The organism is Fibrella forsythiae, assembly GCF_017353175.1.
Classification (GTDB): Bacteria; Bacteroidota; Bacteroidia; order Cytophagales; family Spirosomataceae; genus Fibrella; species Fibrella forsythiae.
In genome coordinates, this window is sequence record NZ_JAFMYW010000005.1 from 143,124 (window position 1) to 166,678 (window position 23,555).

Sequence of the window (23,555 nt, forward strand, 5' to 3'; positions counted from 1 at the left end):
CTTCTTGCTACCTAGCAACGCAACAGAGGACTGAGGACTGATTTTTTTATGCCGACACTCAATTTCTGTCCCGTTTGCGCTTCGCCGCTGGAAGTAAGAGAAGCCAGTGGGCGTGACCGACTGGTTTGCTCAAAGCCTTGTGGGTACATTTTCTACGACAATCCGCTGCCGGTGGTAGGGGCCATTGTGGAGTATGATAACGACATGGTTGTCTTGACGCAGAATATCGGCTGGCCTGCCGAGTGGTTTGGCCTTGTAACTGGTTTTCTGGAGAAAGGCGAAGAGCCAGCCGACGCTATTCTCCGTGAAATTCGGGAAGAAATTGGCCTGACGCAGGTTGAGATCGTGGAGTTTCTGGGCATCTACACCTTCTACCAGCGCAACGAGATCATCTTCACCTACCACGTTCGTGCAACTGGCGATATCATAATGGATACCACCGAATTACAAGCCTACAAACTCACCCCCATCAGCGAACTACGTCCCTGGCCCTTCGGCACCGGGCCCGCCGTGCGCGACTGGCTGGCCAAGCGTTGAATTATGGTCCAGATCGTTGATGTGTAGGGACGGCCGGAATGCCGGACCACCATCGTGGCCGGCCGCTTTCGGGCGCGACAGCGACCGCCTGTAAAGCTCATTGTTACATTCTATTTTCGGCGTATTGCTGACGCAAGGCGAGCGGCTATGACGGTGGTCCGGCATTCCGGCCGCCCCTACAGATCAACGACCGGTGCGCATAGCCATGCTATTCTCACTCGTGCCGCCGACGATCTCCACATTGGGGAGGACTTTTTTCAGCGCGGCAATGCCCGATTCGGTAACTTTCGTTTGCCAGACATAGACATTTCGCAGAGCTTTCAGGTCAGACAGGCTGGCCAGGCCAGCGTCGGTGATGGCGGTGCCGTAGAGGTTCAGGTACTCCAGGTACGTTAGGCCGGTGAGTTTTTTCAGGCCAGCGTCGGTGATCTGAGTACGTTCGAGGTGGAGCTTTTGCAGGTTCTTCAGCTTGACGATTGAGTTGATGGCGGCATCGGTTATCTGGGTATCGCCCAGCTTCAGCCACACGATCTGATCGGACAGTTTGACCAGCAACGTTGCCTGTGCGTCGCTGAACGTGCGCACATTAACGGCGCTCACTTCCAGTTGATTATTCTCTTTCGATAGCGGTAATACCAACAATCCCGTCCTTTTCAGTTCGTCGATCACCTTCGGGTCAGCCGCAGGTACGTTCATGGTCAGCACAGGCGACAGGGGGGCGGGGCCACTGGCCGGAACCGCCTTCCCTGCTGCTTCGGCATTGGCCACGGCTTTACCGTTACCCAATGCAGCAAGGGCGGGTTTTACCCTGTCTGTCACGGCCAGGTCGGCCACTTTCTTGTTGAACGGCGCGCCCTGATCGATCCACCAGGTAAGCAGGGTGATTTGCTCATCTGTTAATGGTGTTTTGCCTTTGGGCGGCATGTGGTGTTCGTCGCTTTCGTCGAGCAGGCAGCGTTTAATCATCTCGCTCTCGGTGCTTTTGCCTGCTACGAAGATGGGGCCGCCTTCGCCGCCTTTCGTCAGTTTCTCCGGCGTGTCCATCCGCAGGTCGCCTTTCGATTTTTCGGCGTTATGGCATTGTACGCAGCGCGTTTGCAAAATCGGATTGACGATCTGCTCGTATACCATTGCCTGATTGACATCGGTAATTGGTTTCGCTGTAAACGTTGCGCCGACGGCCCGGGGGGGCAAACCGGCCATTGAGCGGAATGGCTCCGGCGTATACTGCGTGAGGTAGTCGGACCCGTGGGTGAGCGCGCCGCCGTGATGCCCGGCTACCATGAGCGCCCCCACCGACAGTGCCAGTGCAGGTACGTATAGTACACTGCTAAGCGGTGCCCTCTTCAACAGAAAATTGCTCGATGCTCCCCAGGCTATCCAGGCAAACACGGCTACGCCGATACCCTGCCATTTATGCTCTTCGAGGATATCGGCATCGTAACCGCCACCCAGCGAAAGCAGATAGCCAAACAAGCAGGATATGGTGGCACTTACCGCCGACCAGAACAGGATTGCCGACATGGTGCCGTTGCTCAGTTGCAGTTTGCCCAACCGTCGTCCGATTTCGAGGATGCCCGCAATGAGCAGAAAGCCGATGGGCAAGTGAACGATCAGCGGGTGAAATCGCCCAAAAAACAACGCCCAGTCAGAAGGTTGGGCCTGGAGGAGGAGGAGCATAGTATGGATTGGAGTTAAGAGTGTAGAGTTAAGAACGAAGAGTTGCTTCGCCATGCCATTAAACTTTGCTATAGCGAAACAACTCTTCATTCTTAACTCTACACTCTTAACTCATTACAGGCGTTCTAATTTGATTGGGTACGTTTTACGGGAGGCCCACTGCGCTACGTAGAGATTTTCGTCGGCGTCGACGTGCACGTCGTGGGGGTGCAGGAAGGTCATGAACGACCGATCTTTGCGTTGCTCCTGCAATTGGCCGTTCAGGTACATAGGGGCTGATCCGCCGGGGGTCGAAACGACCTTATCGTTCTTATCCAGAATCTGAACATACCCGGAATCGGGGTAACTGTCGGATGTGCTGCGAAACACGGCGGCGTAGAGCATGTCTCCTTTGATGACGGGCCGACAAACGTACGAACCGGGCAGCGCGATGGTACTGAGGTATTTTCCGTCGAGGGTAAAGCGTTTCAGGCAGTTATGCCGCCGGTCGGTGACGATCAACGTTGGCGATGCTGCGTTGCGAGTATCGACTACAATGCCGTGGCAGCAGTCGAACTGTTCGTTGGCACCACCGGCACCGCCGAAGTAGCGAATCAGTTTGCCCGTCCGATCAAACTGGGTAACGTAGTTGGATCCGTAGCCATCCGCAATGTAAATGTCGCCGTTGGCCGGGTTGATGGCTGTTTCCGTTGGTTTGAACTGACCGGGATACGCATACACCCCCGTTTCGCGCGGATAGTCGATCTTCATCAGTTCTTTGCCGGCCAGATCGGTTTTGATTACCTGATGCCGGTCGGTATCGCAGATGAGCAGGTACTGATCAGTGCCTTCGGTGCCAATCGAGAGACCATGCCCACCTGGGTACGTTGTTCCCCACGAACTCAGCAGCTTACCCGACCGGTCATAGACCAGCACATTGTTTTTGGTTTCGTTGCCCAACAGGAAGATGCGGCCTTTGGCATCCTGCACCATTTCGTGGCAATCGTTGACAGGATTCTTCCCCGCATCGAGTACGCCCCAATTAGGTACTACCCGGTATTTGTGTGAACCGTGCCCAATAACTACGGCATCTTCTTTAAAGCTGGTAAATGCAGGTGCCGCCAGGGTTGCTGAAGCCAGGGCGGTATGTTTTAGAAATGTACGTCTCGATTGCATATTCATCATTTAGGAAGGCCGGACTATCAATATGGTACAAAAGAGCGAAGGCTCCGTATTTTCCCTATCTAACTTCCGAGGCTGCGTCAATTACTTACTGTATCCGCTCCCGAGCAGAATCTGACCCGGGCGCTTGCTGGTATGTTTGCCGTTTTCTATCACCGGAGCGCCATTGACAAGCACATAACTCAGGCCCGTGGCATAGGCGTGTGGCGCTTCATACGTGGCCCGATCGCTAACCGTGTTTTCATCGAAAATGACCAGATCGGCGGCATAGCCGCTACGAATTAGCCCCCGATCGGCGAAGCGGAAGCGCTGAGCAGGCAGCGACGTCATGCGGCGAATGGCTTCTTCGAGCGGAATCACCTTCAACTCGCGCACGTACCGACCCAGCACCCGCGTGTTGGTGCCATAGGCGCGGGGGTGTGGCATGTTCCGGCCAAAGCTGGCGACACCGGCATCCGACGCGATCATGGTGTTCGGGTAACGCATGATCGTGGCCACGTCTTCTTCCGACATGGTGTGGTACACCATCTGAATACGTTTCATCCGGGCCTGCTCAATCAGTGCCATTACCAGATCGGCTTCTGAAGCAGCATCGGTTTTCAGGCCACGCAAGACAGCTATCTGATGGATACTCTTTCCGTTGTAGGTCGTGTCGGCTTCGAAACGCGACACCACGGCGTAATCGTAATTTTTGCGATCGTTCTTTTTCAGCGCCGCCGTCATTTCCTCCCGAATTTTCCGGCGGGTAGCGGGGTCACGGAAGCGCCCCAGCGTCAGTGAATCGCCATCGGCCAGGGCCCAAGAGGGTATAATACTTTGCAGCGATGTGCTAGACGCCGTGTACGGATACTGATCGACTGTTACGTCGATGCCTTCATGGTGGCGGGCTGCTTCGACCAGCGAAACCGTTTCGGTGCTTTGGCCCCAAAGTGGTTTGCTGGCAACTTTGAAATGGGAGATCTGAACGGGAATGCCTGCTTCGCGCCCGATCTGGATGGCTTCCTGAATGGCCGTTTGCACGTCTTGCCCTTCGTTCCGGATGTGTGACGCGTATACCCCGCCGTATTTCGCCGCCATTTTGGCCAGATTGACGATTTCGGGTGTGCGGGCATACGTACCCGGCGTGTAGATCAGGCCTGTCGATAACCCAACGGCGCCGTCTTTCATGGCTTGTTCCACCAGCGCTTCCATCTCCGTCTGCTCACGGGCAGTTGGTTCGCGGAAAGCCGCTTTCATCACTTTCAGCCGAACCGAGTTATGACCAACCAGCGACGCCAGATTAGGAGAAAAGCCTTTCAGTCGGAGCGTATCGAACATCGTGCGCAGGCTGGTGCTTGATCCGCCACAATTGCCCGTCACTATGGTTGTAACGCCGTCATAAATAAAATTCTCAGCGCCGGGTCTACTCTCGAGATCACCTTCCACATGCGTGTGTACGTCGATAAATCCCGGCGCAACGATTTGCTTTCGAGCATCGATCACTTGTTTTCCCTCGCTGGCCGGAATGGTACCGATTTTAGCGATCCGACCGTTCAGCACGGCCACGTCGGCATAATACCAGGGATTACCCGTCCCGTCTACGACCCGCCCGTTGCGAATCACCAGATCATAGGGTTGGGCAACTGCCGTAGTGGTAATGAAGAACAGGAGGAAGAGGTGTTTCATGAATGGATGGGGAATACTTGGGAAGTAAGATAGCGTTTTTTGTCATCCCTCCTGCCCGCACCGGCGGACCGGTCGGGATGACAAAAAATCTTTCCCAATCAAGCCAATATGCCTTTTACTACTTTCCCGGCTACGTCGGTGAGTCGGAAGGGGCGACCCTGGAAATGATAGGTTAGTTTGGTGTGGTCGAAGCCCATCTGATGCAGGATCGTGGCTTGCAGGTCGTGGATGTGAACCTTGTCTTTCACGGCGTAATAGCCGATCGGGTCAGTTTCGCCGTAGGTAAGGCCGCGTTTCATGCCACCGCCCGCCATGAAGACCGTGAAGGCGTCGAGGTGATGATCGCGGCCGTGAAAGGCCTGGGTCTGGCCATCGCGGTTTTCCTGCATGGGTGTCCGGCCGAATTCGCCACCCCAGACAACCAGCGTATCGTCGAGCATCCCGCGCTGTTTCAGGTCATTGATCAACGCCGCCACCGCCTGATCTGACTGCCTGCATTTTTCCTGCAAGCCGATATCTACCGACGTGTCTTTGCTGGTACCATGCGTATCCCAACCCCAGTCGAAGAGTTGAATAAAGCGCACACCCCGTTCGGCCAACCGGCGTGCCAGCAGGCAGTTACGGGCAAATGATCCTTTATTGGGGTCTACCCCATAAGCATCCAGGATGTACTGTGGTTCGCCGCTGATGGCCATGGCGTCGGGCACAGACGCCTGCATTTTGAAGGCCATTTCGTATTGCGAAATCCGGGTCAGAATCTCCGGGTCTTTGGCTTCCTGATATTCCGCCTCGTTGATCTGGTTGATGGCCTCGATGGTCTGCCTCCTGATATCGCGCGACATGCCGTTTGGGTCAGACACGTACAGCACGGGGTCACCATCCGTGCGGCATTGTACGCCCTGGTACACCGTTGGCAGAAAACCACTCCCCCAGACCGACTTACCGGCATCTGGCTGTTTCCCACCCGACGCCAGCACGATGAAACCCGGCAGGTTATCGTTTTCGGAGCCCAGTCCGTAGGTCACCCACGAGCCAATGCTGGGGCGGCCAAGCCGCGCCGAGCCCGTATGCATAAGCAATTGCGCCGGGGCGTGGTTGAACTGGTCGGTATGCATGGATTTGATGAACGTCAGCTCATCGGCCACGGTCTGCAGGTGCGGCATGTAATCGCTGATCCACGCGCCCGACTGCCCATGCTGCCTGAAATTAGCCGTTGACCCCAGCATCTTCGGAACGCCCCGAATGAAAGCAAACTTCTTGCCTGTCAACAATTCCTGCGGGCAGTCTTTGCCGTTGTATTTCTGTAGTTCAGGCTTGTAATCAAATAGTTCCAGCTGACTTGGTGAGCCGGCCATATGAATATAGATGACCCGCTTTGCTTTTGGCGCAAACTGCGACAGGCGCGGATCCATCGAAGCCGCCACCGCCTCGGCACCTGCCTGCGCTGCGCCTGCAGTTTTGTCTGTACTCCCGAATGGGTTGCAGCCACCCATGAACGAGCCTAGCGCCATGGCACCCAGACCCGTTGAGCAGGTTTGCAGAAAATGCCGCCGCGTTTCGCGACGAAGGGCGGCTTGCTGTAGTTCGTTGGCTAGTTTGTTCATTGATTACCCTCACCCCCGGCCCCTCTCCCACATTGGGAGAGGGGTGAAGCGCTGCTGTTTTATTTGTGATATTCCCTAGGGCTTCCGACCTACTTTTCATTGGGCTACTTATCAACTTGCGCCTGCTGACGCAGAAGTGGCTATTCAGTGTTGAGATTTTCAGCTATTTTCTCTAGGACGTACGGTAGCCGTCGTTCAACATCATCGTTTCGAAAGCGCATCATCGATAAGCCAAGGTCACAGATAACGGCCTCCCGCTCGCGGTCGTACGCCTGCGCATCGGGGAAGTCATGAATCGAACCGTCCAGCTCAACTACCAATGCTGATTCAGCACAGTAAAAATCAACGACATAACCGCCAATACTATGCTGCCGCCGAAACTTCGCTCCGTTCAATTGCCGATTACGCAACTCATTCCAAAGTAGCACTTCCGCTGGTGTTTGTCGTTGCCGCAACTCGCGTCGTAATTCTTTGGTACTGGTTCGGTTGAATAGATCGTTACTCATAGTTAGTGTAGCTTACCCTCACCCGGAGGCGGGACCGTCCCAGCCCCTCTCCCCCTACGGGAGAGGGGAGTAATACTACGATAAAACATTAATCTACTGAATAATAACATATTGCATTTATTTAAATAAACCGAAGGCACTCACCAGTCAGCGAAGCCACAGTAGTGCGTACTCCCCTCTCCCGTAGGGGGAGAGGGGCCGGGGGTGAGGGGTCACTCCTTCACAATCACCTCATCCAGATTCATCATCGTATTCGCCACCACCATCAACGCTGCTCGAGTAGATAAGCCGATGGAAACCAGCAACTTACCTGCCTGCTTCCCCAGTAACGTACTGGCCTCAGTGGGGTGTTGCGCGTAATAAGCTTCCGTATCGCGGTACAGTTTCGTTAAAACAGTCTGCTTCTTCGGACTTAGCTCATGAAGCGTTAATCGGCGGAAACCGGCTTGAATCTGTTGAGCTGGCGATGAGCCGCGTTGCATCATATGCTCGGCCAGGCGCTGGGCCGCGTCCAGGTAGACCGGGTCGTTCAGGGTCACAAGCGCCTGCAGTGGTGTGTTCGTGCGCAGTCGCCGGATCTGGCAAAACTCGCGGCTGGGACTATCGAAGGTGATCATCGACGGGTAGGGCGACGTGCGTTTCCAATACGTATAAAGCGCGCGGCGGTACTGCTCCCCATCTTTGGCCTGCACCCACGCCTCACCATTGTAAGGCGATTGCCAGATACCATCGGGCTGCGGCGGCATCACGCTGGGTCCGTACATCTTTGAGTTCAGCAACCCACTCACCGCCAGAGCCTGATCACGTACCTGCTCGGCCGACAATCGTACCCGGGGCCCACGAGCCAGATAATGGTTGAACGGATCGGCGGCTAGTAGCTGTGGTGTAGCGTTCGATTGCTGACGGTAGGTGCTCGACAGCACGATCCGTTTCAGGAGTTTCTTCATACTCCACTGATCGTCCTGCGCAAATGTTATGGCCAGCCAGTCGAGCAGGTCGCGGTGGGTGGGCTGAATGCCCTGTGTACCCATGTCTTCCACCGTTTCAACGATACCAGTGCCGAACAGCTGCTCCCAAAACCGGTTAACGGCCACCCGGGCGGTGAGTGGATGGTCGGGACGGGTCATCCATTGGGCCAGACCGAGACGGTTGCGGGGCAGCGTCTGGTCGTCGGTATCCATCGGCGGCAACGTACCTGGCACGTCGGGCGTCACTTCGGCACCGGGCGAGAGCCAGCTTCCGCGGATGAACACATGCGTTTTACGAGCCAGCTCGCCCGTCCCATCGAGCATGATCGGTGTCTGGTCGGGGTTTTTGTTGAGCAGGCCTAACAACATTTTTTCCGCTGCCAGAGCCAGTGGAGGCTGAAACGACACCCATTTCAGCATCACCCATTCCAGTGGTTTGGCGGGGCTATTCAGCGAGAAATAAACGGCATGCTTTCCGGGTACGTCGGGCAGCGGAATAGCCTGCACGGAGTCGCTCCAGGCACCGCCTGTATTCGGAACCGGCACGGTCGTTAGCACTCGACCCGTGGGGCTGTCGAGCCGGAAGGTAACCTGCGCGTCGGGGGCCGACGTACCCCAGGCCACATAGAGCCGGGTACGTCCTGTGAGGGTTACGGGTTTGATGCGGGCCGATCCTTTATCCTGAACGCCGAAGAATTTGGCGTCGAGCAGCGAGGCGTTGACGTACTGATCGAAATCGTGTGAGTTGATTTTCGGTTCCACCGTCCGGGCCATCATTTCTACCCGGCGTACCTCGGCATCGGCCTGTTTCGGGTCGCGCATCGACTGGCGAACAAACTGCTTCAACTGCATTAGTTGAGTCGAATCGGAGCCTGTATAAAAGCGCAGCGTCGGCGTTTCGGTCGTTACGTCTTCGTCGCGGGCATTGTTGAAAAATGCCATGTATTTGTAGTAATCGTCGTGCCGGAAGGGGTCATACGGATGGCTGTGGCACTGCACGCAGGCAAAGGTCGTTCCCTGAAACACATCCCAGGTAGTATTGACCCGGTCAATGACGGCCGCCACCCGAAACTCTTCGTCCTGCGTGCCGCCCTCGTCGTTGTTCATCGTGTTTCGGTGGAAACCCGTGGCAATCAACTGGTCATCAGTGGCGTTGGGTAAGAGGTCTCCGGCCAGTTGTTCGGTCAGAAACTGGTCGTAGGGTTTGTCGGCGTTGAAGGCCTTGATCAGGTAGTCGCGGTAGCGCCATATTTTCCGGCCGGGGTCGCGTTCGTAACCTTTCGTGTCGGCATAGCGGGCCAGATCGAGCCACATGCCCGCCCATTTTTCGCCAAAAGCGGGCGAGGCCAGCAACCGATCGACTTGTTTGGCGTACGCCTCGGGCGATGGGTCGGCCATAAACGCGGCGACCTCCGCTTCGGTGGGGGGCAGGCCCGTCAGGTCAAGGCTCAGTCGGCGAAGGAGCGTTGATTTGTCTGCGATGGGTGAGGCGGTTAAGCCTTTTTCACGAAGCGTTGACAACACAAACTGATCGATCTCATTCGTCGCCCAATCGGTCTCGGGGTTCGATGTCAGGCCCATTCGGCTCCAGAGGGTACCAATGCTGGGTACGTTCGGCAACTCAGGCGTCTGAAATGCCCAGTGATCGCCCCATTCCGCGCCCTGATCGATCCACTTTTTCAGCAGGTCAATTTCCTCGGCTTTTAGCGGAGGCGCATCCAGCGGCATTCGTTCGTTGGGGTCGGTCAGGCTGAGGCGACGGATGAGTTCGCTTCCCTCAGCGTCGCCGGGAATAATGGCCGGATGACCTGATTTGGCAGGCGCGAAGGCTTCCTGCTTGAACAGCAACGAAAAGTCGGACGCTTTTTTCACGCCGCCGTGGCAGGCAATACAATTCTTATTAAGGATGGGCTTGATCTGCGTATTGAAGTCGACAGGCTGACTACCCCACCGACCCCACAGCGAGAACGATGACAGCAGCACCACCGCTCCTAATCCACCGATCAGTAATCCGTTCGCTTTCATATTCCTACAAAGGCACGTACCTGCCAAATACCCTTGATTTTGGTCACAAAATTTACAAAAAATGCCTTTGTCCCCAACAGATACCATCCACTGCCCGTCAATCGTTTATCTTTGGAATTACAATACACGCGTTCATCACCTTACGTATTTCTTATGCAGTTACATCGTGCTGGTCGGCTGACCGGCCTTCTTATGCTGACCGGCCAGTTTGTGCTGGCTCAGGCCCCAACAGCTTCAGGCCCTACATCGGATGCGGCTGTTACCTACGCGCAAACCGTTACGGCGGCTGACCTCGAAAAGAACCTGCGTATCCTGGCCGCCGACGATATGGAAGGCCGCGAAACGGGTACCCGTGGCCAGAAAAAAGCGGCCGCTTTCATCGCCAGCCAATTTGCTGCCTACGGCCTGAAACCCGTTGTAAAGCAGGCCGACGGTACGATGGGGTTCCTGCAGCCGTTTACGCTGTATAAAAAGAACTGGGGCGACCTGTATGTAAAAGCGGGCGGGAAGCAATTTACGTACCTGACCGACTTTTTGCTCAATGGCCTGTTCTCGGTGCCGACGGAAACCAACTACGAAACGGTTTTTGTGAACTACGGTATCGTTGATGACAAGTTCAACGACTACGAAAACCTCGAAGTAAAAGGTAAAGCTGTGGTGATGCTGGATGGCGAACCCAAAAATGCCGACGGAACATCGGCCATTACTAACAGCAAAGAAGGATCGAAATGGGGGAAGCCTGAAAGCATACGTGCCAAAGTGACGGCGGCCAAAGACAAAGGAGCCGCTCAAGTATTTGTCATTTCAACGGCCGACGCGGCAGGTTTCAAGCAACTGCTGCGCGAGCGGGGTGCCCTGCAACAACGCTTCAACCGGCTATCGCTGAAGGCTGGCGCTGAAAACACGGGAACCATAGGTACGTTCGTTGTATCAACTGACATGGGTGCCGCGTTGCTGGGGCAGTCGCCCGAAAAATTCCGCAAGGGATTAGAGCAGATGGCTAAAATGGGCACAAGCACCATTGGTAAATTAGCCGGTAAAGTGTCGGTGAAAGGGGAGCGCAAAGACGAGAACGTGCAGACCGAAAACGTAGCGGGTTACCTGGAAGGCACCGACAAGAAAGACGAAGTTCTGGTGGTGTCGGGCCACTACGACCACATCGGCATCAGTCCCGACGGACAGATCAATAACGGCGCGAACGACGATGGCTCGGGTACGGTATCGGTAATGGAACTGGCCCAGGGGTTTGCCAAAGCGAAAGCTGAAGGCAAAGGTCCTCGCCGGTCAATCCTGTTTCTGACGGTAGTTGGTGAAGAGAAAGGCCTGTTGGGTTCAGAATACTACGCTGATTTCGGGCCTATTTTCCCGCTCGAAAACACCGTGGCTGATCTCAACATCGACATGGTTGGCCGGGTTGATGACCTGCATAAAGACAAGTCGCCCAAGGATAATTATATCTACGTGATTGGATCAGACAAACTATCGAGCGATTTGCACAAGATCAGCGAAGAGCAGAACAATGCGAACACGAAGATGGACCTGGATTATAAATACAATGATCCGAACGATCCAGAGCGTATTTATTATCGCTCCGATCACTACAACTTCGCCAAGCACAAAATACCCATCATCTTCTACTTCAACGGCCTCCATGCCGACTACCACCGCCCAACGGATGATGTGGATAAGATCGATTTCAAGCTGGCCGAAAAAACAGCCCGACTCGTCTTCTTCACCGCCTGGGAAATCGCTAACCGGGAAGAACGCCTAAAGGTGGATAGCAACAAAAAGTAGTAGAGTCTACGTAGTAAAAGGGGGTCTTCAGGCTAAACGTTTAGCCTGAAGACCCCCTTTTATATGGTCAGAATATAACTGGTATGAACGCAAAACAATACTAGAATATGCATATACATTAGGTTAGAAATGAGTAAATACTATCATATTTGCACTATAAAACCGTTCACTCTATGAAGTTCATCTACAGCTTATTACTATGCCTGATTACATGTATATACGCAAAAGCGCAACAGGCAGAGATGTTTCAAACATATGCCGTTATTAATGTAGATGGGAATGAGAGCTATAGGGCAGGTGGAATAAATGCAGCCGGCTCTAACACTTTCAATAATTCGACTTACGGATCGGCTAATTCATTTATCACCCTTAAAGGTGGGCAAATAAAGACATACAAGAATAACGGTGGCGACGTAACAGGAGCGCGGCTTTATTACCGCGTTTACCCGGCAGGAAGTCCAGCCGGCACATTTACGCTGGTGAACTTGCCTTTCGGTTCTAATCTGAATGGAAGTGGCGATCAACTTTGGGAAAACACGGGTGCTAACATCAACCTGGCCTCCGGATTACCAGCAGGCAACTATACAATTGAAGTATACTGGCAGATTACGACCAATCTGGGCGATCGATACGATTCGAACGGCGGAGCTAATTTTACGGCTACGTTTACGGTTACCAGTACAACTCTTCCCGTCAATCTGGTGTCGTTTAATGCCAAAGCAAGTAACCTGATGGCTAGTCTTGACTGGTCTACCGTTGGCGAGACAGGTAACGCTTACTTCGATGTAGAGCGTAGTACAGATGCGCAGTCATTTACGTGGGTTGGCCGGGTAGCAGGGCAGGGGACAGCAACGGCGCGCCAGCAGTATGCATTTACTGACGAAACACCTATTGCCGGTGCTACTTATTACCGGCTAAAGCAGGTCGATACCGACGGAAAATTCAGTTACTCACCCATCCGGGTGGTTATCATTCGTTCTAATGGTGAACTAACCATATTAGGTAATCCCGTCAGTAACGATCTGAACGTATCCGGGCTTATTGCCGGGTCAACCGCCGAACTGCTGGACCTGAACGGGCAAGTGCGCCATCAGCAAACCATTACCGCCGACCGGATGCAGACCGATGTACGTAGTTTGCCTGTGGGTACGTACCTATTACGTGTGATTGAGCCCACAGGTACGTTCACCAAGCGCGTGTTAATTGCTCGGTAAGTGACCAGCGCTGTTGATCACTTATTGCCAGAACCTAGCTTGGCTGGCTTTGCGGGAACGCCGGGTTGACGGATTTCGAAGTTTTCCTTCCGCTTGGCCTCATCAACAAGCTGGCGGACGTCGGCCAGTAACTGTTTGGCATCGTACACGACGCCGTCTTTTACGGTGTAGGTCACGCCGCCAATGCGCTCCACTTCGTTTTTCTCGTTGAGGTGAATCGCGCCGGTGCCGTAAAGCGTTTTCAGATTGGCCAGCGGATTCTCTTTCATAATAGCGAAATCGGCCAGCTTCCCCACTTCAACCGAACCGATCTGATCGGCCATGCCTAACGCTTCGGCGCCTTTGATCGTTGCCGCCCGGATTACTTCGAGCGGGTGAAAACCTGCTTCGCGCAGTAACTCAAGCTCACGGATATACGCAAATCCGTATAACTGGTAAATGAAGCCCGAGTCGGAACCGGCCGTTACGCGACCTCCCCGGTTTTTAAACTCGTTGATAAACTGCATCCAGAGCTGGTAGTTCTTTTTCCAGGCTACCTCCTGCTCGGTGCCCCAGTTGTGCCAGTACGACCCGTGCGAGATCCGACTCGGACCGTAGAACCGCCACAGACTGGGCAACGTGTAGTCGTCATGCCATTCGGCGCGGCGGGCCAGCATCAATTCGCGGTTGGCTTCGTAGATATTAAACGTCGGATCGAGGGTGAAGTCCAGGCGGATGAGCGAGTCCATAACGGCGTTCCAGCGGGGCGTACCGGGCTTTGCAGCCTGCTGCCAGAGGTTACCTGCCTCGGTGAATCGGTCCTGCTCATTGTTGTAGTTGTAATTGGCGGGATAGTCCTGCACGGTACGGTCGGCGAACAGGGCTTCGGGCAGGCCATACCAGTGTTCCATCGAGGTTAGTCCGGCTTTGGCCGTGGCCAGCACGTTCATGCGGGCCACTTCCAGTTGCGCATGATGGCAGGCAGAGCGTAGGCCTAGTTTTTTGTTTTCTTCCAACGCCGCCCGAAAAATGGTCGGTTCGGCTCCGAAAAACTTGATACCATCAGCCCCACGCTGCGCATTCAGACGTACCCAGGCGCGTGCCTGTTCGGGCGTGGTAATTGCCTCTTTGCTACCCTGCCCGAAAACGGTATAGGCCTTGATTCGGGGTGCCACAATCTCGTTTCGCTCGCTTTTGGCGCGGTGCTCAAGCACCCAGTCAAGGCCATTACCCGCCGATGGGTCGCGAATGGTCGTGATGCCATGGCCCATCCAGAGCTTAAATACGTACTCGGATGGTGTTCCCTGGTCTTTACCACCAATGTGGCCGTGCATATCGATCAGGCCGGGCATGAGATACATGCCTTCGCAGTTCAGCTCCTGATCGCCCGCCTTCGCCTGCGGCCGCCGTTGCGGATCAATCGGTACGCCGGGATAACCCACCTGCTGGATCTGCGTAATGCGATTCTTCTCCACCACAATATCCACGGGACCCATTGGCGGCGCACCCGTACTGTTGATGAGCGTGACGCCCCGAATAATCAACCTGTTGTATGGCCCGCCGCCTTCGCTAGCCTTCCGCTGCGGTGCCTTTTCAACCTGGGCGCGTAACGGCTGAAGTACAGAGAACGTGCAATGGAGAATGAGGAAGTAGCGAAGTAGTCGCATGGGGATGAGTGGGTTATATCAATCCGATGCAAGATATTGCGCCATCATGAATCGCCCACCAGCCATGACGCAGATATCAGATACCCTTTTCAATGAAATAGCCGAACGCCTCCACATAACCGGACCTGTAGACCAGGAGGTAATCGCGCACCTGATGAAGCTGTTTTCACCGATCTACCTCCAGAAAGGTGATTTTCTGGTAAAAGCAGGGGAACGGCTCCCTCTGTTCGGCTTTCTGCTGAACGGATTAATGCGCCATTATTTTCTGCGTACCGATGGTACCGAAATCACGGTCGATTTTGCACGTACCTACGACTTGGTGGGCGAATACAACAATCTACTGCTGGATAAACCCGCCGACCATTTTGTGCAGGCGCTTGAACCTTGCGTGATCATAGCAGCGCCCATTGCTGAGCTACGTGCTTCGTACGACCGGTTTCCCGCGCTTGAACGAATCAGTCGACAATTTTCGGAACAGTACCTCTACCGAATTATGGCTCAACTTAGTCAGTACACGATTCGAAACGCCGAGGAACGTTACGTGCACCTGCTCACGAACGAGCCCGACCTGATACAACGGGTGCCGCAGGTTATTCTGGCATCTTATGTAGGTGTTACGCCCGTGACCCTGAGCCGTATTCGCAATCGGCTGGCCAGACAGGACGTCGGGTACACTTCTTAACATTTGCTAATGCACAGGTACGTTCGCAGGTAGACCTTTGGATCTTTAAACCAAACGAATCATGACAGCCACCGAACCACTGACTGTACAACAGGCCCTGACTCAATTTTACAACGATCACGATTTTGGTGCCGAAGGAGGCATCGATAAACCCTTTGCTTACGCGAAAGTTGGCCCGGTTCGTTTTCCAATTCCGAATACGGCTCAGCGTAAAGAGATTATCTGGCTCCATGATCTTCATCACTTGCTGAACGGCTACGAAACGACCTGGAAAGGTGAAGGGCAGGTGTCGGCCTGGGAGCTGGCCACGGGCGGTTTCGGCTGGAGGGTATATATCTGGGCGCTGGTGCTCCTGGCCATGAGCGTTGGCATTCTGGTTTATCCCGTAGGTACGTTCCGCGCCTTTGTTCGGGGCACCTATTGCCAACCGATTATGGGTCTTGGTTTACCCAAAGCTGACTTAATGGCCCTGCCTGTTGCCAGTTTACGGAGAAAGGTGGGTATCGATGAAACCGCCGTAAACCGGGTACGTCCTGCGCACTATATCCGCTTCGGCCTGCTTTGGCTACTCTACGTTGGCAGTCTTATCGGACTGGGGTTGGGGGGCTATATGCTGCTTTCGTGGTAGCGCTAGCCCATTTTGCGCTGCTCCGCTCCTATCTTGCATCTTTAGCTATTAGATCTGTCGAAAACCATGTTTGTTCAGCGAAACTTTCTGTATATCGTTATGGCATTGGCCGTAGGGTTTGCCATCTTCATGGGCGCTACCGTTTATCAGAAAGGGCCGACCACGCCACCCGCTCCCTCGCTGGCATCGACGAAACCGTTTCGGGATTATTGGTTTGGCGGAAAAGCGGAACTGAACACCTACCGCCTCGATCAGGCGCAGTACGGAGCCTCGCGATTGGGCGAGGCCGTGCTGGTTTTCGTCACGGAAGATTTCCGGACTGATAAGCAGGTGAAGTCAGAGTCGGAGGAGTCGCACAGCCTGGCTATTCCGGTGCTGAAGACCAACTATATACGCCGGTTTGTGACGGGCGTGTACGACTACTCGCTGTTTACGTCGGTCTTTACACCGATCGACAACCCAAAATTCCCGAACACGTTAAAGGTCAGTACGTCGGGGCAGGAGTGGTGCGGTCAGAGCTACGTGCAGGTAAGTTATAAGAACAACGGCTACGCAGTATCGGGCCGGTCGTATTTTGAACAGGAGGCTACCGAAGATTATACCGTTGGCAAGGCCCTGCTGGAAGATGAACTCTGGAACCGCATCCGGCTTAACCCCGACAAGCTACCCACCGGCGATATTCATCTGATTCCCGGCACACAAGCTGCGCGCCTCCGCCACAAACGGCTGGAATCGCTCGCTGCCACAGCCACTCTCGACTCGGCACAGGGCGTTGACTGGGTGCGTACCAACGTACCTGGCGTCGCTGTTGGCTCCTGCAAAGCGTATTCTGTTGATTACAAAGAAGATGGGCGGAAACTGACGATCATTTTCGAGTCAGCATTCCCGCACAGGATCGCTGGCTGGGAAGACACCTACAAGACGAAAGACAAGGTGCTGACCTCACGGGCCATTCTCCAGAAAAGCCTCCAATCCGACTACTGGAACCACAACACCCCCGCCGACAGCACCTTACGGCGGGAGTTGGGACTATAGTAAGCAAAACGACGCTTACCTAACAAACTCAGCGATGAATACGCTTTTCCCTTACCTGCCCTACATCTCAATTGTTTTTCATCTTGCCGCCTACGTTGTAGGCATGACCCTGGGGATTTTAGGGATCAAAGCGCTGCGCAAATACTTACGCACGTAATACTTGAACCTATGCGAGCCCTGCGATTAGGCCTAATCAACTTTGGTGAACCACACCGATACGCGACCTAATGAAAAGCCGGGCGGCGCAAATACGTAAGAGGCCCAATTTGGTGAACTTGCCGGCGCAACAGGCGGAGCAATAACCAGTTCGCTACCCAACTGATTATTTGGCTGGGTCGGGTTTGTTTCCAACGTCAGGTAGTAGCCCTGTGGCTTTGTCAGCACATAAACCTTATTATAGGTGGTGTCTCTGGCTGGCGAATACAGATCGTTGGCGGGCGCTTTCACCCTGACACGTACTGTATCGGGAGCAATTCGTTCAATCTGAAACGTCACGGTTTTACCGTTGATTGGAAAGGGCGTCTTCTTGTCGAATGTTACGTAGTCTGTAGCTGCGTACGTACCTGCTATCACCTTGGCTGCATCGGTGGCGAGGACTGGACCCACGAGTGGATCACCAGGTTTGCAGGCAGCGCATAGGGTGAGTCCTAGTATGATCAGTTGCTTTTTCATCACGCTAAGTGTTTAGATAAGTGGTAAAACCTGCTAACTCTCTGAATGTTATGCAACGCCGTTGTGTCAATAAAAGTCACGTAGGGCAAACGATACTCTACGCCATCAAGTAAAACCAACAGTGGTTTCGATAGCATAAAACGCCCGCTGTTGATCGCCTTATGGCGTAAATACCCATAAGAATGACTCGCGCTCGGTCGGAGTTTTCGTATCGTTAGTGCTGTAGCCTGCCCAGAACGTGCCATTGTTGAGCCAGCCATACTGGTTCACAACGCCCACCGGCCGCTTGCCACCGGTGGCTGTATTACGAAGCCACAGGATATCCCGACCCGATGCATCGTTCCTGTACAGGACCCATTTGCCATCGGGCGATAGTTGAGCGCCCGAAAGTGTGCTACGTTCACTAAAGACACTCGTTTTGGTCGCTGTAGCAGGGTCATATTGGTTCACCCCTGTGCCGCCGTTACCTGGCGCAGTCAGCCAGATGTAACGACTGTCAGGTGTCCAGCTTAGGTCATATACGGTTGGCTGGCTATCGAGTTGCTTTTGGGTATTGGTCCGTGCATCGAAATACCATAGGCCGGGACGTTTGTAATCCGTAAAGACTATCTGCTGGCCATCAGGCGCGATGGCGTAGTTCCATAACTCGGCTTCGGCTGGTAACGGTACATCGGCATAGGCATTCGTAGCCAGGTCGTAGCTTATCAGGGCTCGTTTGGCCGACCGGGTTATCTCAAAAAAAGCGCGTTGGTTGGTACTACTCCACCCTCTGAATAAGGGCTGGCTAGTCGTTGGTGCGGTGTAAGCGGCTACCTGCTTTGTACCGGTCGCGTCTATCACTGACGTGGTAAGGATTCTTGAGATATTCGTATAGTCTGCTTTCTGCTCAATCACGGGCAAACCAGTCGACGACACATAATACATCGCCTGCGGGTCGTATGACATTAGCTTCCTCGTGGGCACCACCACATCGTTTACCAGCAACACCGGCTTGCTATCGGCGGTGTGCCCGGCCAGAGCCCCTTTTACTTGGATGTAATAAGAGGTGCCGGGTTGCAGCGTAGTCAGCGAATAACTGGTCTGACTGGTGGTGCCGATTAACTGGTACCCACCCGATATATTGTCTGATATATAGACTTCGGCCTTGTCGAAAGGCGTTTCAACCGGACCCGCTGTTGACGGAAACACGGAACCACGAAGCTTAACCGATAAGGGACTGGTGCCATAGTCGATCCAGGCTGCCATGGCAAATGTGTTGGCAGGGTCAGGGTCTGGCTGGTGTTTGCAACTGATTCCCAGCAGAACGAGCAATGCGAGAGGTAGCACCTTTTTCATACGGAATCGAATCGTGTGTCTGGAGCAAAGACCCTGATGTTGACCCAACCGTTGGCATGGGTACACTTTTTAGCTGAACGGCACTACTCCGCTGGTTAGTATTAACCCAGCACGGTTTCGGCCAGCAAATAGGCATTCAGGCAGATAATCAGACCGGCCACGCCCCAAGCGAGGTAACGTACCCAGCCAGGGTTGACGAAGCGACCCATTTTCAGGCGGTCGCTGGTGAACTGCACGAGCGGCACCACAGCAAAACTTAATTGCAACGAAAGCACAACCTGACTGAATACGAGCAATTCGGATGTACCCCGTTCGCCATATAGAATGGCCACGACCAGCGCAGGTACAATGGCAATGAGCCGGGTGATAAGGCGACGTACCCACGGCTTCAGGCGAAGGTTCAGAAACCCTTCCATCACGATCTGGCCCGCCAACGTACCTGTGAGTGTACTGTTCTGGCCTGATGCCAGCAGGGCAACGGCAAACAGCATACTGGCCAGCTGAACGCCCAGCAACGGATCGAGCAGGCGGTGGGCGTCGGTGATATCGGCTACCTGTTGATTACCGGAAAAGTGAAACGCAGCGGCAGCCAGAATCAGAATAGCCGCATTAATAAAAAAGGCCAGTAGCAACGACACGGTAGAATCGATGGTGGCGAATTTGATGGCTTTGGCCTTACCCGTTTCCGTTCGGGGATAATCGCGGGTTTGTACAATGCTGGAATGCAGATACAGGTTGTGTGGCATTACCGTTGCCCCCAAAATACCAATCGCGATATAAAGCATCTTTGGGTTCGTTACCACTTCAGCACGCGGTACCAGGCCACCGAGAATAGCGTTTATCGCCGGCCTCGATACGATAAGTTCGTAGGCGAAACAGGCCAGAATCATAAAAATCAGGCCAGCTACAATGATCTCGATCATGCGAAAGCCCTTGTTCTGCAACCAGAGAAGCAGCAGTACATCGATTGCCGTAACCACAATACCAACAGGCAACGGCATACCAAACAGGAGATTCAACGCGATAGCCGAACCGATGACCTCGGCCAGATCGGTGGCGGCAATGGCAATTTCGGCCAGTACCCACAGGCCCATCCCTACCGGGCGGCTGTAATGATCCCGACAGGCCTGCGCCAGGTCCCGTTCGGTAGCAATGCCTAGTTTCAGCGATAAATGTTGTAACAGAATGGCAAACAGATTAGAGATCAGCACTACCGACAACAGACGATAGCCAAATTGAGCCCCTCCGGCAATGTCAGTGGCCCAGTTACCCGGATCCATGTACCCAACGGCCACCATCAAACCGGGGCCGAGGTATGCTTTCAATGTCCGAAAAAAACCAGCCGACGCAGGTACGTGGATAGTTGAATGCGCCTCCGGTAACGATTGAGTAAAGATTTCCTGCCGCCAGGCCATAAATTAGGGAGTTTCAGGTTTCAAGTGTCATGTTTCAAGTGCGTTGCTTGTCAACTGATCCGCAGATAAGCAACGCACTTGAAACATGACACTTGAAACCTGAAACTTATTTTTAGGTTCATCTAAAAATTTATTCTTACTAATCAAAAAACTACATTTGTGTGGTTAATGTTCACGCTACCTATACAAATGGGAAGAAATAACCACCAACTCTATGGCTACTACGTCGTTCACTGAAGAAAACTACCTGAAGACGATCTACGCCATAGCCAGTCGGCAGCAGGGGGAGGTGAGCACAAATGCCCTGGCCGAAATGACCGCCACCCGCGCCGCCTCGGTAACCGATATGCTCAAGCGACTGGCCGATAAGGGGTTAATTCATTACAAACGATATCAGGGCGTTCGGTTAACCGACGAAGGCGAGCGACTGGCGTTGACTATTATTCGCCGCCACCGGCTGTGGGAAGTGTTTCTGGTCGACAAACTGGGTTTTGGCTGGGACCAGGTGCACGAAATGGCCGAGGAACTTGAACACGTTCGGTCTGATGAACTGGTAACCCGCCTCGACGCGTTTCTGAATCACCCGCAGTTCGATCCGCACGGTGACCCCATTCCCACCCCGGCCGGATTGATGCCCGACGTAACGTACCGAAAACTGGCCGATCTGGTACCAACTGAAGAAGCCTGCCTGATGGGCGTTCTCGATCATTCGGCGTCCTTTCTGCAACACCTCGACGCCTGCGGACTGACCCTTGGCAGTGTTGTTAAAGTTTCTGAAATCAGCTCGTTCGATCGGTCCATGCAGGTGACTATTGTGCCCGATCAGGCGTTATTTGTTAGCCACGATGTGGCGAAGAACTTGTTAGTCTCCGAATGAAAAAGCTTGACTGGTACATTCTGAAGCGGTTTTTGCAGACCTACTTCTTCGTAGTGCTGCTAATCGTATTGATTGTCTGCGTAGTTGACTACACCGAAAAAGTAGATGATTTCCGGAAACGGTCGGCCCCCGGTGCGGCCATCTTCTTCGATTACTACCTGAATTTTATTCCGCACTGGGCCAACATGATCAGTCCATTGATGGTATTCATTGCCACGGTTTTCCTGACCTCGCAGTTGGCCTCGCGTTCCGAAATCATTGCCATTCTGAGTAGCGGCGTCAGTTTCATCCGGCTGCTGTACCCCTACGTGCTTGGCTCGCTGATTCTGGCGGGGGTCAGCTACTACATGGTAAACTACCTGATTCCGAAAGCGAATAAAACCCGAATCGGCTTTGAACTGAAATACACCAAAGACGCCTATACCTACACAGGCCGCAACGTGCACATGAAGCTGGCGCCAAACGTGTATGCCTATCTGGAAAGTTATAACAACCTGAATAACACGGGCTATAAATTCACGCTGGAAGAAGTAGACGGGAACCAGCTTCGCCAAAAGTTATCGGCCGACCGGATCGAGTGGGACACTAAAAAGGGCAAATGGTCGATCTACGATTATCAGGTCAGGAAGTTCGATGCCCAGCAACACGAAACCCTCACCCCGCCCGTCACCCGTACCGACTCGACGCTGAACATGAAACCCTCGGATTTCGACTCAGATTTCAGCCTCTTCGAAACCCTGACCAAACCGGAACTGGAAAGCTACATTGCCTTGATTCAGAGCCGGGGGGCCGATGGGGTACAGACGTACCTGCTCGAAAAGTACACCCGCGCTACCCGCCCGTTTGCCATTGTTATCCTGACGGTCATCGGCGTTATTATGTCGGCCCGTAAAAGTCGGAGGGGCGTGGGTTGGCAGGTAGCGCTGGGTTTCATTCTGGCCTTTGTCTACATCCTCTTTTACATGCTGGCCAAAGGCGTTGCTGAATCGGGAGCTATCAGCCCGGTGCTGGCCGTCTGGCTTCCCAACCTTATTTTCGCGGGTATTGGCGTCTTGCTCTACAATACCATACCCAGATAAGTTTCAGGTTTAATGTCCTCAGTCTTCCGTTCTCTGTCTTCTGTTGCTTCGCACCTTAGCAGCGCAACAGAAGACAGAGAACGGAAGACTGAAGACACCGTCACATGCCCAACCCCTCCTTCCGCGATTATCTTCACCTGCACTTTATCGTGCTCATCTGGGGGTTTACAGCTATTCTTGGCTTACTACTCGAACCACTTGGTGCTCCCGCACTGGTAGCTCTCCGCACTGGGTTGGCCGCACTAGGTCTTGTCGTTGTGTTGCGTGTGAAACCCGGGTTGGCGCTCAAAGGCAACGTACCTGAGCAGCGACAGGCAAACGATCAGTGGGCTTTGCTGGCAACGGGCGGCATTATTGCCGTTCACTGGTTTGCTTTTTTTTGGGCTGCCCGGCTGGCCAATGCCTCGGTTTGTCTGGCGGGTATGGCCACCAGCTCGCTGTGGGCGTCGGCGCTGGAGCCAATCATTCTGAAACGCCGCGTAAAAGCTGTTGAGGTACTCATGGGCGTGGTGGTGATGTCGGGGCTTTATCTGATTTTCCGGTTTGAATTTGATAAAGTAGCTGGCCTGTCGATGGCCGTGTTCTCGGCGATGCTGGCCGCGCTGTTTACGATCATCAACAGCCGGTTTGCCCAGCGGCACGCCTCGCTGGTCATTGCCCGGCAGGAAATGATCGGTGCCTTTTTAACATCAGCGGTGTTGTGCGGCATTTATATAGCTGTTGCCCACCCGCCCCTGTCTGAATTACTTCCCCAACGTTCCGGACAGTGGTTATGGCTTTTCATTCTTGCGTTCGTCTGCACGGTATACGCCTACACGGCGGGTGTGAGCCTCTTACGCAAGTTTTCACCCTACATGGCTATTCTGACCGTAAATTTGGAGCCAGTTTACGGTATTCTGCTGGCGGTCCTGATTTTCAACGACCGCGAACGCATGACCACAGGCTTTTACCTCGGTACGCTCGTGATTCTGTTGGCTGTGCTGGCATACCCTTTTTTAAACAGAGTTAAGAGTGAAGAGTGAAGAATTAAGA

20 protein-coding genes are annotated in these 23,555 nt (G+C 53.8%); 10 read left to right on the top strand and 10 right to left on the bottom strand.

Annotated features, from left to right (window positions below; all coding sequences use genetic code 11):
- Window positions 1–48 precede the first annotated feature (48 nt).
- The gene (locus tag J2I46_RS17055; protein WP_207330265.1) at window positions 49–537 is read left to right on the top strand and encodes an NUDIX domain-containing protein; all 489 of its coding nucleotides are present in this window, start codon (window positions 49–51) and stop codon (window positions 535–537) included.
- Between the two features lie 183 nt (window positions 538–720).
- On the opposite strand, the gene J2I46_RS17060 is transcribed toward J2I46_RS17055, so the two are convergent.
- The 6 genes from J2I46_RS17060 to J2I46_RS17085 all read right to left on the bottom strand — a co-directional run bounded on the left by J2I46_RS17060 (window position 721) and on the right by J2I46_RS17085 (window position 10,146).
- Window positions 721–2,217: a c-type cytochrome domain-containing protein gene (locus J2I46_RS17060; RefSeq protein ID WP_207330266.1), complete on the bottom strand. Its 1,497-nt coding sequence runs from the start codon at window positions 2,215–2,217 to the stop codon at window positions 721–723.
- A gap of 114 nt (window positions 2,218–2,331) precedes the next feature.
- Window positions 2,332–3,381, bottom strand: coding sequence for a twin-arginine translocation signal domain-containing protein (locus J2I46_RS17065; RefSeq protein WP_207330267.1), 1,050 nt, complete (start codon window positions 3,379–3,381; stop codon window positions 2,332–2,334).
- An 81-nt stretch (window positions 3,382–3,462) separates the two neighbouring features.
- Window positions 3,463–5,043 (bottom strand): N-acyl-D-amino-acid deacylase family protein, encoded by a 1,581-nt coding sequence (locus J2I46_RS17070; RefSeq protein ID WP_207330268.1) that lies wholly within the window; start codon window positions 5,041–5,043, stop codon window positions 3,463–3,465.
- 98 nt (window positions 5,044–5,141) lie between these two features.
- Complete coding sequence (locus J2I46_RS17075) at window positions 5,142–6,647, bottom strand: DUF1501 domain-containing protein (RefSeq protein WP_207330269.1); 1,506 nt, start codon at window positions 6,645–6,647, stop codon at window positions 5,142–5,144.
- A 140-nt stretch (window positions 6,648–6,787) separates the two neighbouring features.
- Window positions 6,788–7,153 carry an endonuclease domain-containing protein gene (locus J2I46_RS17080; RefSeq protein WP_207330270.1) on the bottom strand — a complete coding sequence of 122 codons (366 nt, stop codon included), beginning with the start codon at window positions 7,151–7,153 and terminating at the stop codon, window positions 6,788–6,790.
- 212 nt (window positions 7,154–7,365) lie between these two features.
- Window positions 7,366–10,146 (bottom strand): DUF1553 domain-containing protein, encoded by a 2,781-nt coding sequence (locus J2I46_RS17085; RefSeq protein ID WP_207330271.1) that lies wholly within the window; start codon window positions 10,144–10,146, stop codon window positions 7,366–7,368.
- A gap of 153 nt (window positions 10,147–10,299) precedes the next feature.
- On the opposite strand from J2I46_RS17085, the gene J2I46_RS17090 reads away from it, so the two are divergent.
- Both J2I46_RS17090 and J2I46_RS17095 read left to right on the top strand, forming a co-directional pair.
- Complete coding sequence (locus J2I46_RS17090; protein WP_207330272.1) at window positions 10,300–11,940, top strand: M28 family peptidase; 1,641 nt, start codon at window positions 10,300–10,302, stop codon at window positions 11,938–11,940.
- Window positions 11,941–12,113: 173 nt separating this feature from the next.
- On the top strand, window positions 12,114–13,154 hold the full coding sequence (locus tag J2I46_RS17095; RefSeq protein WP_207330273.1) for a T9SS type A sorting domain-containing protein: 1,041 nt from the start codon (window positions 12,114–12,116) through the stop codon (window positions 13,152–13,154).
- 17 nt (window positions 13,155–13,171) lie between these two features.
- Here J2I46_RS17095 and J2I46_RS17100 read toward each other — a convergent pair whose 3' ends face one another.
- Window positions 13,172–14,800, bottom strand: coding sequence for an amidohydrolase family protein (locus tag J2I46_RS17100; RefSeq protein WP_207330274.1), 1,629 nt, complete (start codon window positions 14,798–14,800; stop codon window positions 13,172–13,174).
- A 46-nt stretch (window positions 14,801–14,846) separates the two neighbouring features.
- Here J2I46_RS17100 and J2I46_RS17105 point away from each other — a divergent pair, with 46 nt between their 5' ends.
- The 4 genes from J2I46_RS17105 (at window position 14,847) to J2I46_RS33200 (ending at window position 17,302) form a co-directional block, all read left to right on the top strand.
- Entirely contained in the window at window positions 14,847–15,482 is a 636-nt protein-coding gene (locus J2I46_RS17105; RefSeq protein ID WP_207330275.1) for a Crp/Fnr family transcriptional regulator, read from the top strand.
- A gap of 61 nt (window positions 15,483–15,543) precedes the next feature.
- Complete coding sequence (locus tag J2I46_RS17110) at window positions 15,544–16,110, top strand: hypothetical protein (RefSeq protein ID WP_207330276.1); 567 nt, start codon at window positions 15,544–15,546, stop codon at window positions 16,108–16,110.
- A 66-nt stretch (window positions 16,111–16,176) separates the two neighbouring features.
- On the top strand, window positions 16,177–17,145 hold the full coding sequence (locus J2I46_RS17115; protein WP_207330277.1) for a hypothetical protein: 969 nt from the start codon (window positions 16,177–16,179) through the stop codon (window positions 17,143–17,145).
- 34 nt (window positions 17,146–17,179) lie between these two features.
- Entirely contained in the window at window positions 17,180–17,302 is a 123-nt protein-coding gene (locus J2I46_RS33200; protein WP_262898039.1) for a hypothetical protein, read from the top strand.
- A 32-nt stretch (window positions 17,303–17,334) separates the two neighbouring features.
- Here J2I46_RS33200 and J2I46_RS17120 read toward each other — a convergent pair whose 3' ends face one another.
- The 3 genes from J2I46_RS17120 to J2I46_RS17130 all read right to left on the bottom strand — a co-directional run bounded on the left by J2I46_RS17120 (window position 17,335) and on the right by J2I46_RS17130 (window position 20,567).
- Window positions 17,335–17,817, bottom strand: coding sequence for a hypothetical protein (locus J2I46_RS17120; RefSeq protein ID WP_207330278.1), 483 nt, complete (start codon window positions 17,815–17,817; stop codon window positions 17,335–17,337).
- A gap of 159 nt (window positions 17,818–17,976) precedes the next feature.
- Window positions 17,977–19,152: a TolB family protein gene (locus J2I46_RS17125; RefSeq protein ID WP_207330279.1), complete on the bottom strand. Its 1,176-nt coding sequence runs from the start codon at window positions 19,150–19,152 to the stop codon at window positions 17,977–17,979.
- 101 nt (window positions 19,153–19,253) lie between these two features.
- Window positions 19,254–20,567 carry an Nramp family divalent metal transporter gene (locus tag J2I46_RS17130; RefSeq protein WP_207330280.1) on the bottom strand — a complete coding sequence of 438 codons (1,314 nt, stop codon included), beginning with the start codon at window positions 20,565–20,567 and terminating at the stop codon, window positions 19,254–19,256.
- A 214-nt stretch (window positions 20,568–20,781) separates the two neighbouring features.
- On the opposite strand from J2I46_RS17130, the gene J2I46_RS17135 reads away from it, so the two are divergent.
- From J2I46_RS17135 to J2I46_RS17145, 3 genes are all read left to right on the top strand, one after another.
- On the top strand, window positions 20,782–21,444 hold the full coding sequence (locus J2I46_RS17135) for a metal-dependent transcriptional regulator (protein WP_207330281.1): 663 nt from the start codon (window positions 20,782–20,784) through the stop codon (window positions 21,442–21,444).
- Window positions 21,441–22,523, top strand: a complete 1,083-nt coding sequence (locus J2I46_RS17140; protein WP_207330282.1) for an LptF/LptG family permease — start codon at window positions 21,441–21,443, stop codon at window positions 22,521–22,523. Before J2I46_RS17135 ends, J2I46_RS17140 begins: the two co-directional genes overlap by 4 nt.
- A gap of 104 nt (window positions 22,524–22,627) precedes the next feature.
- Entirely contained in the window at window positions 22,628–23,545 is a 918-nt protein-coding gene (locus J2I46_RS17145; protein ID WP_207330283.1) for a DMT family transporter, read from the top strand.
- Window positions 23,546–23,555 lie beyond the last annotated feature (10 nt).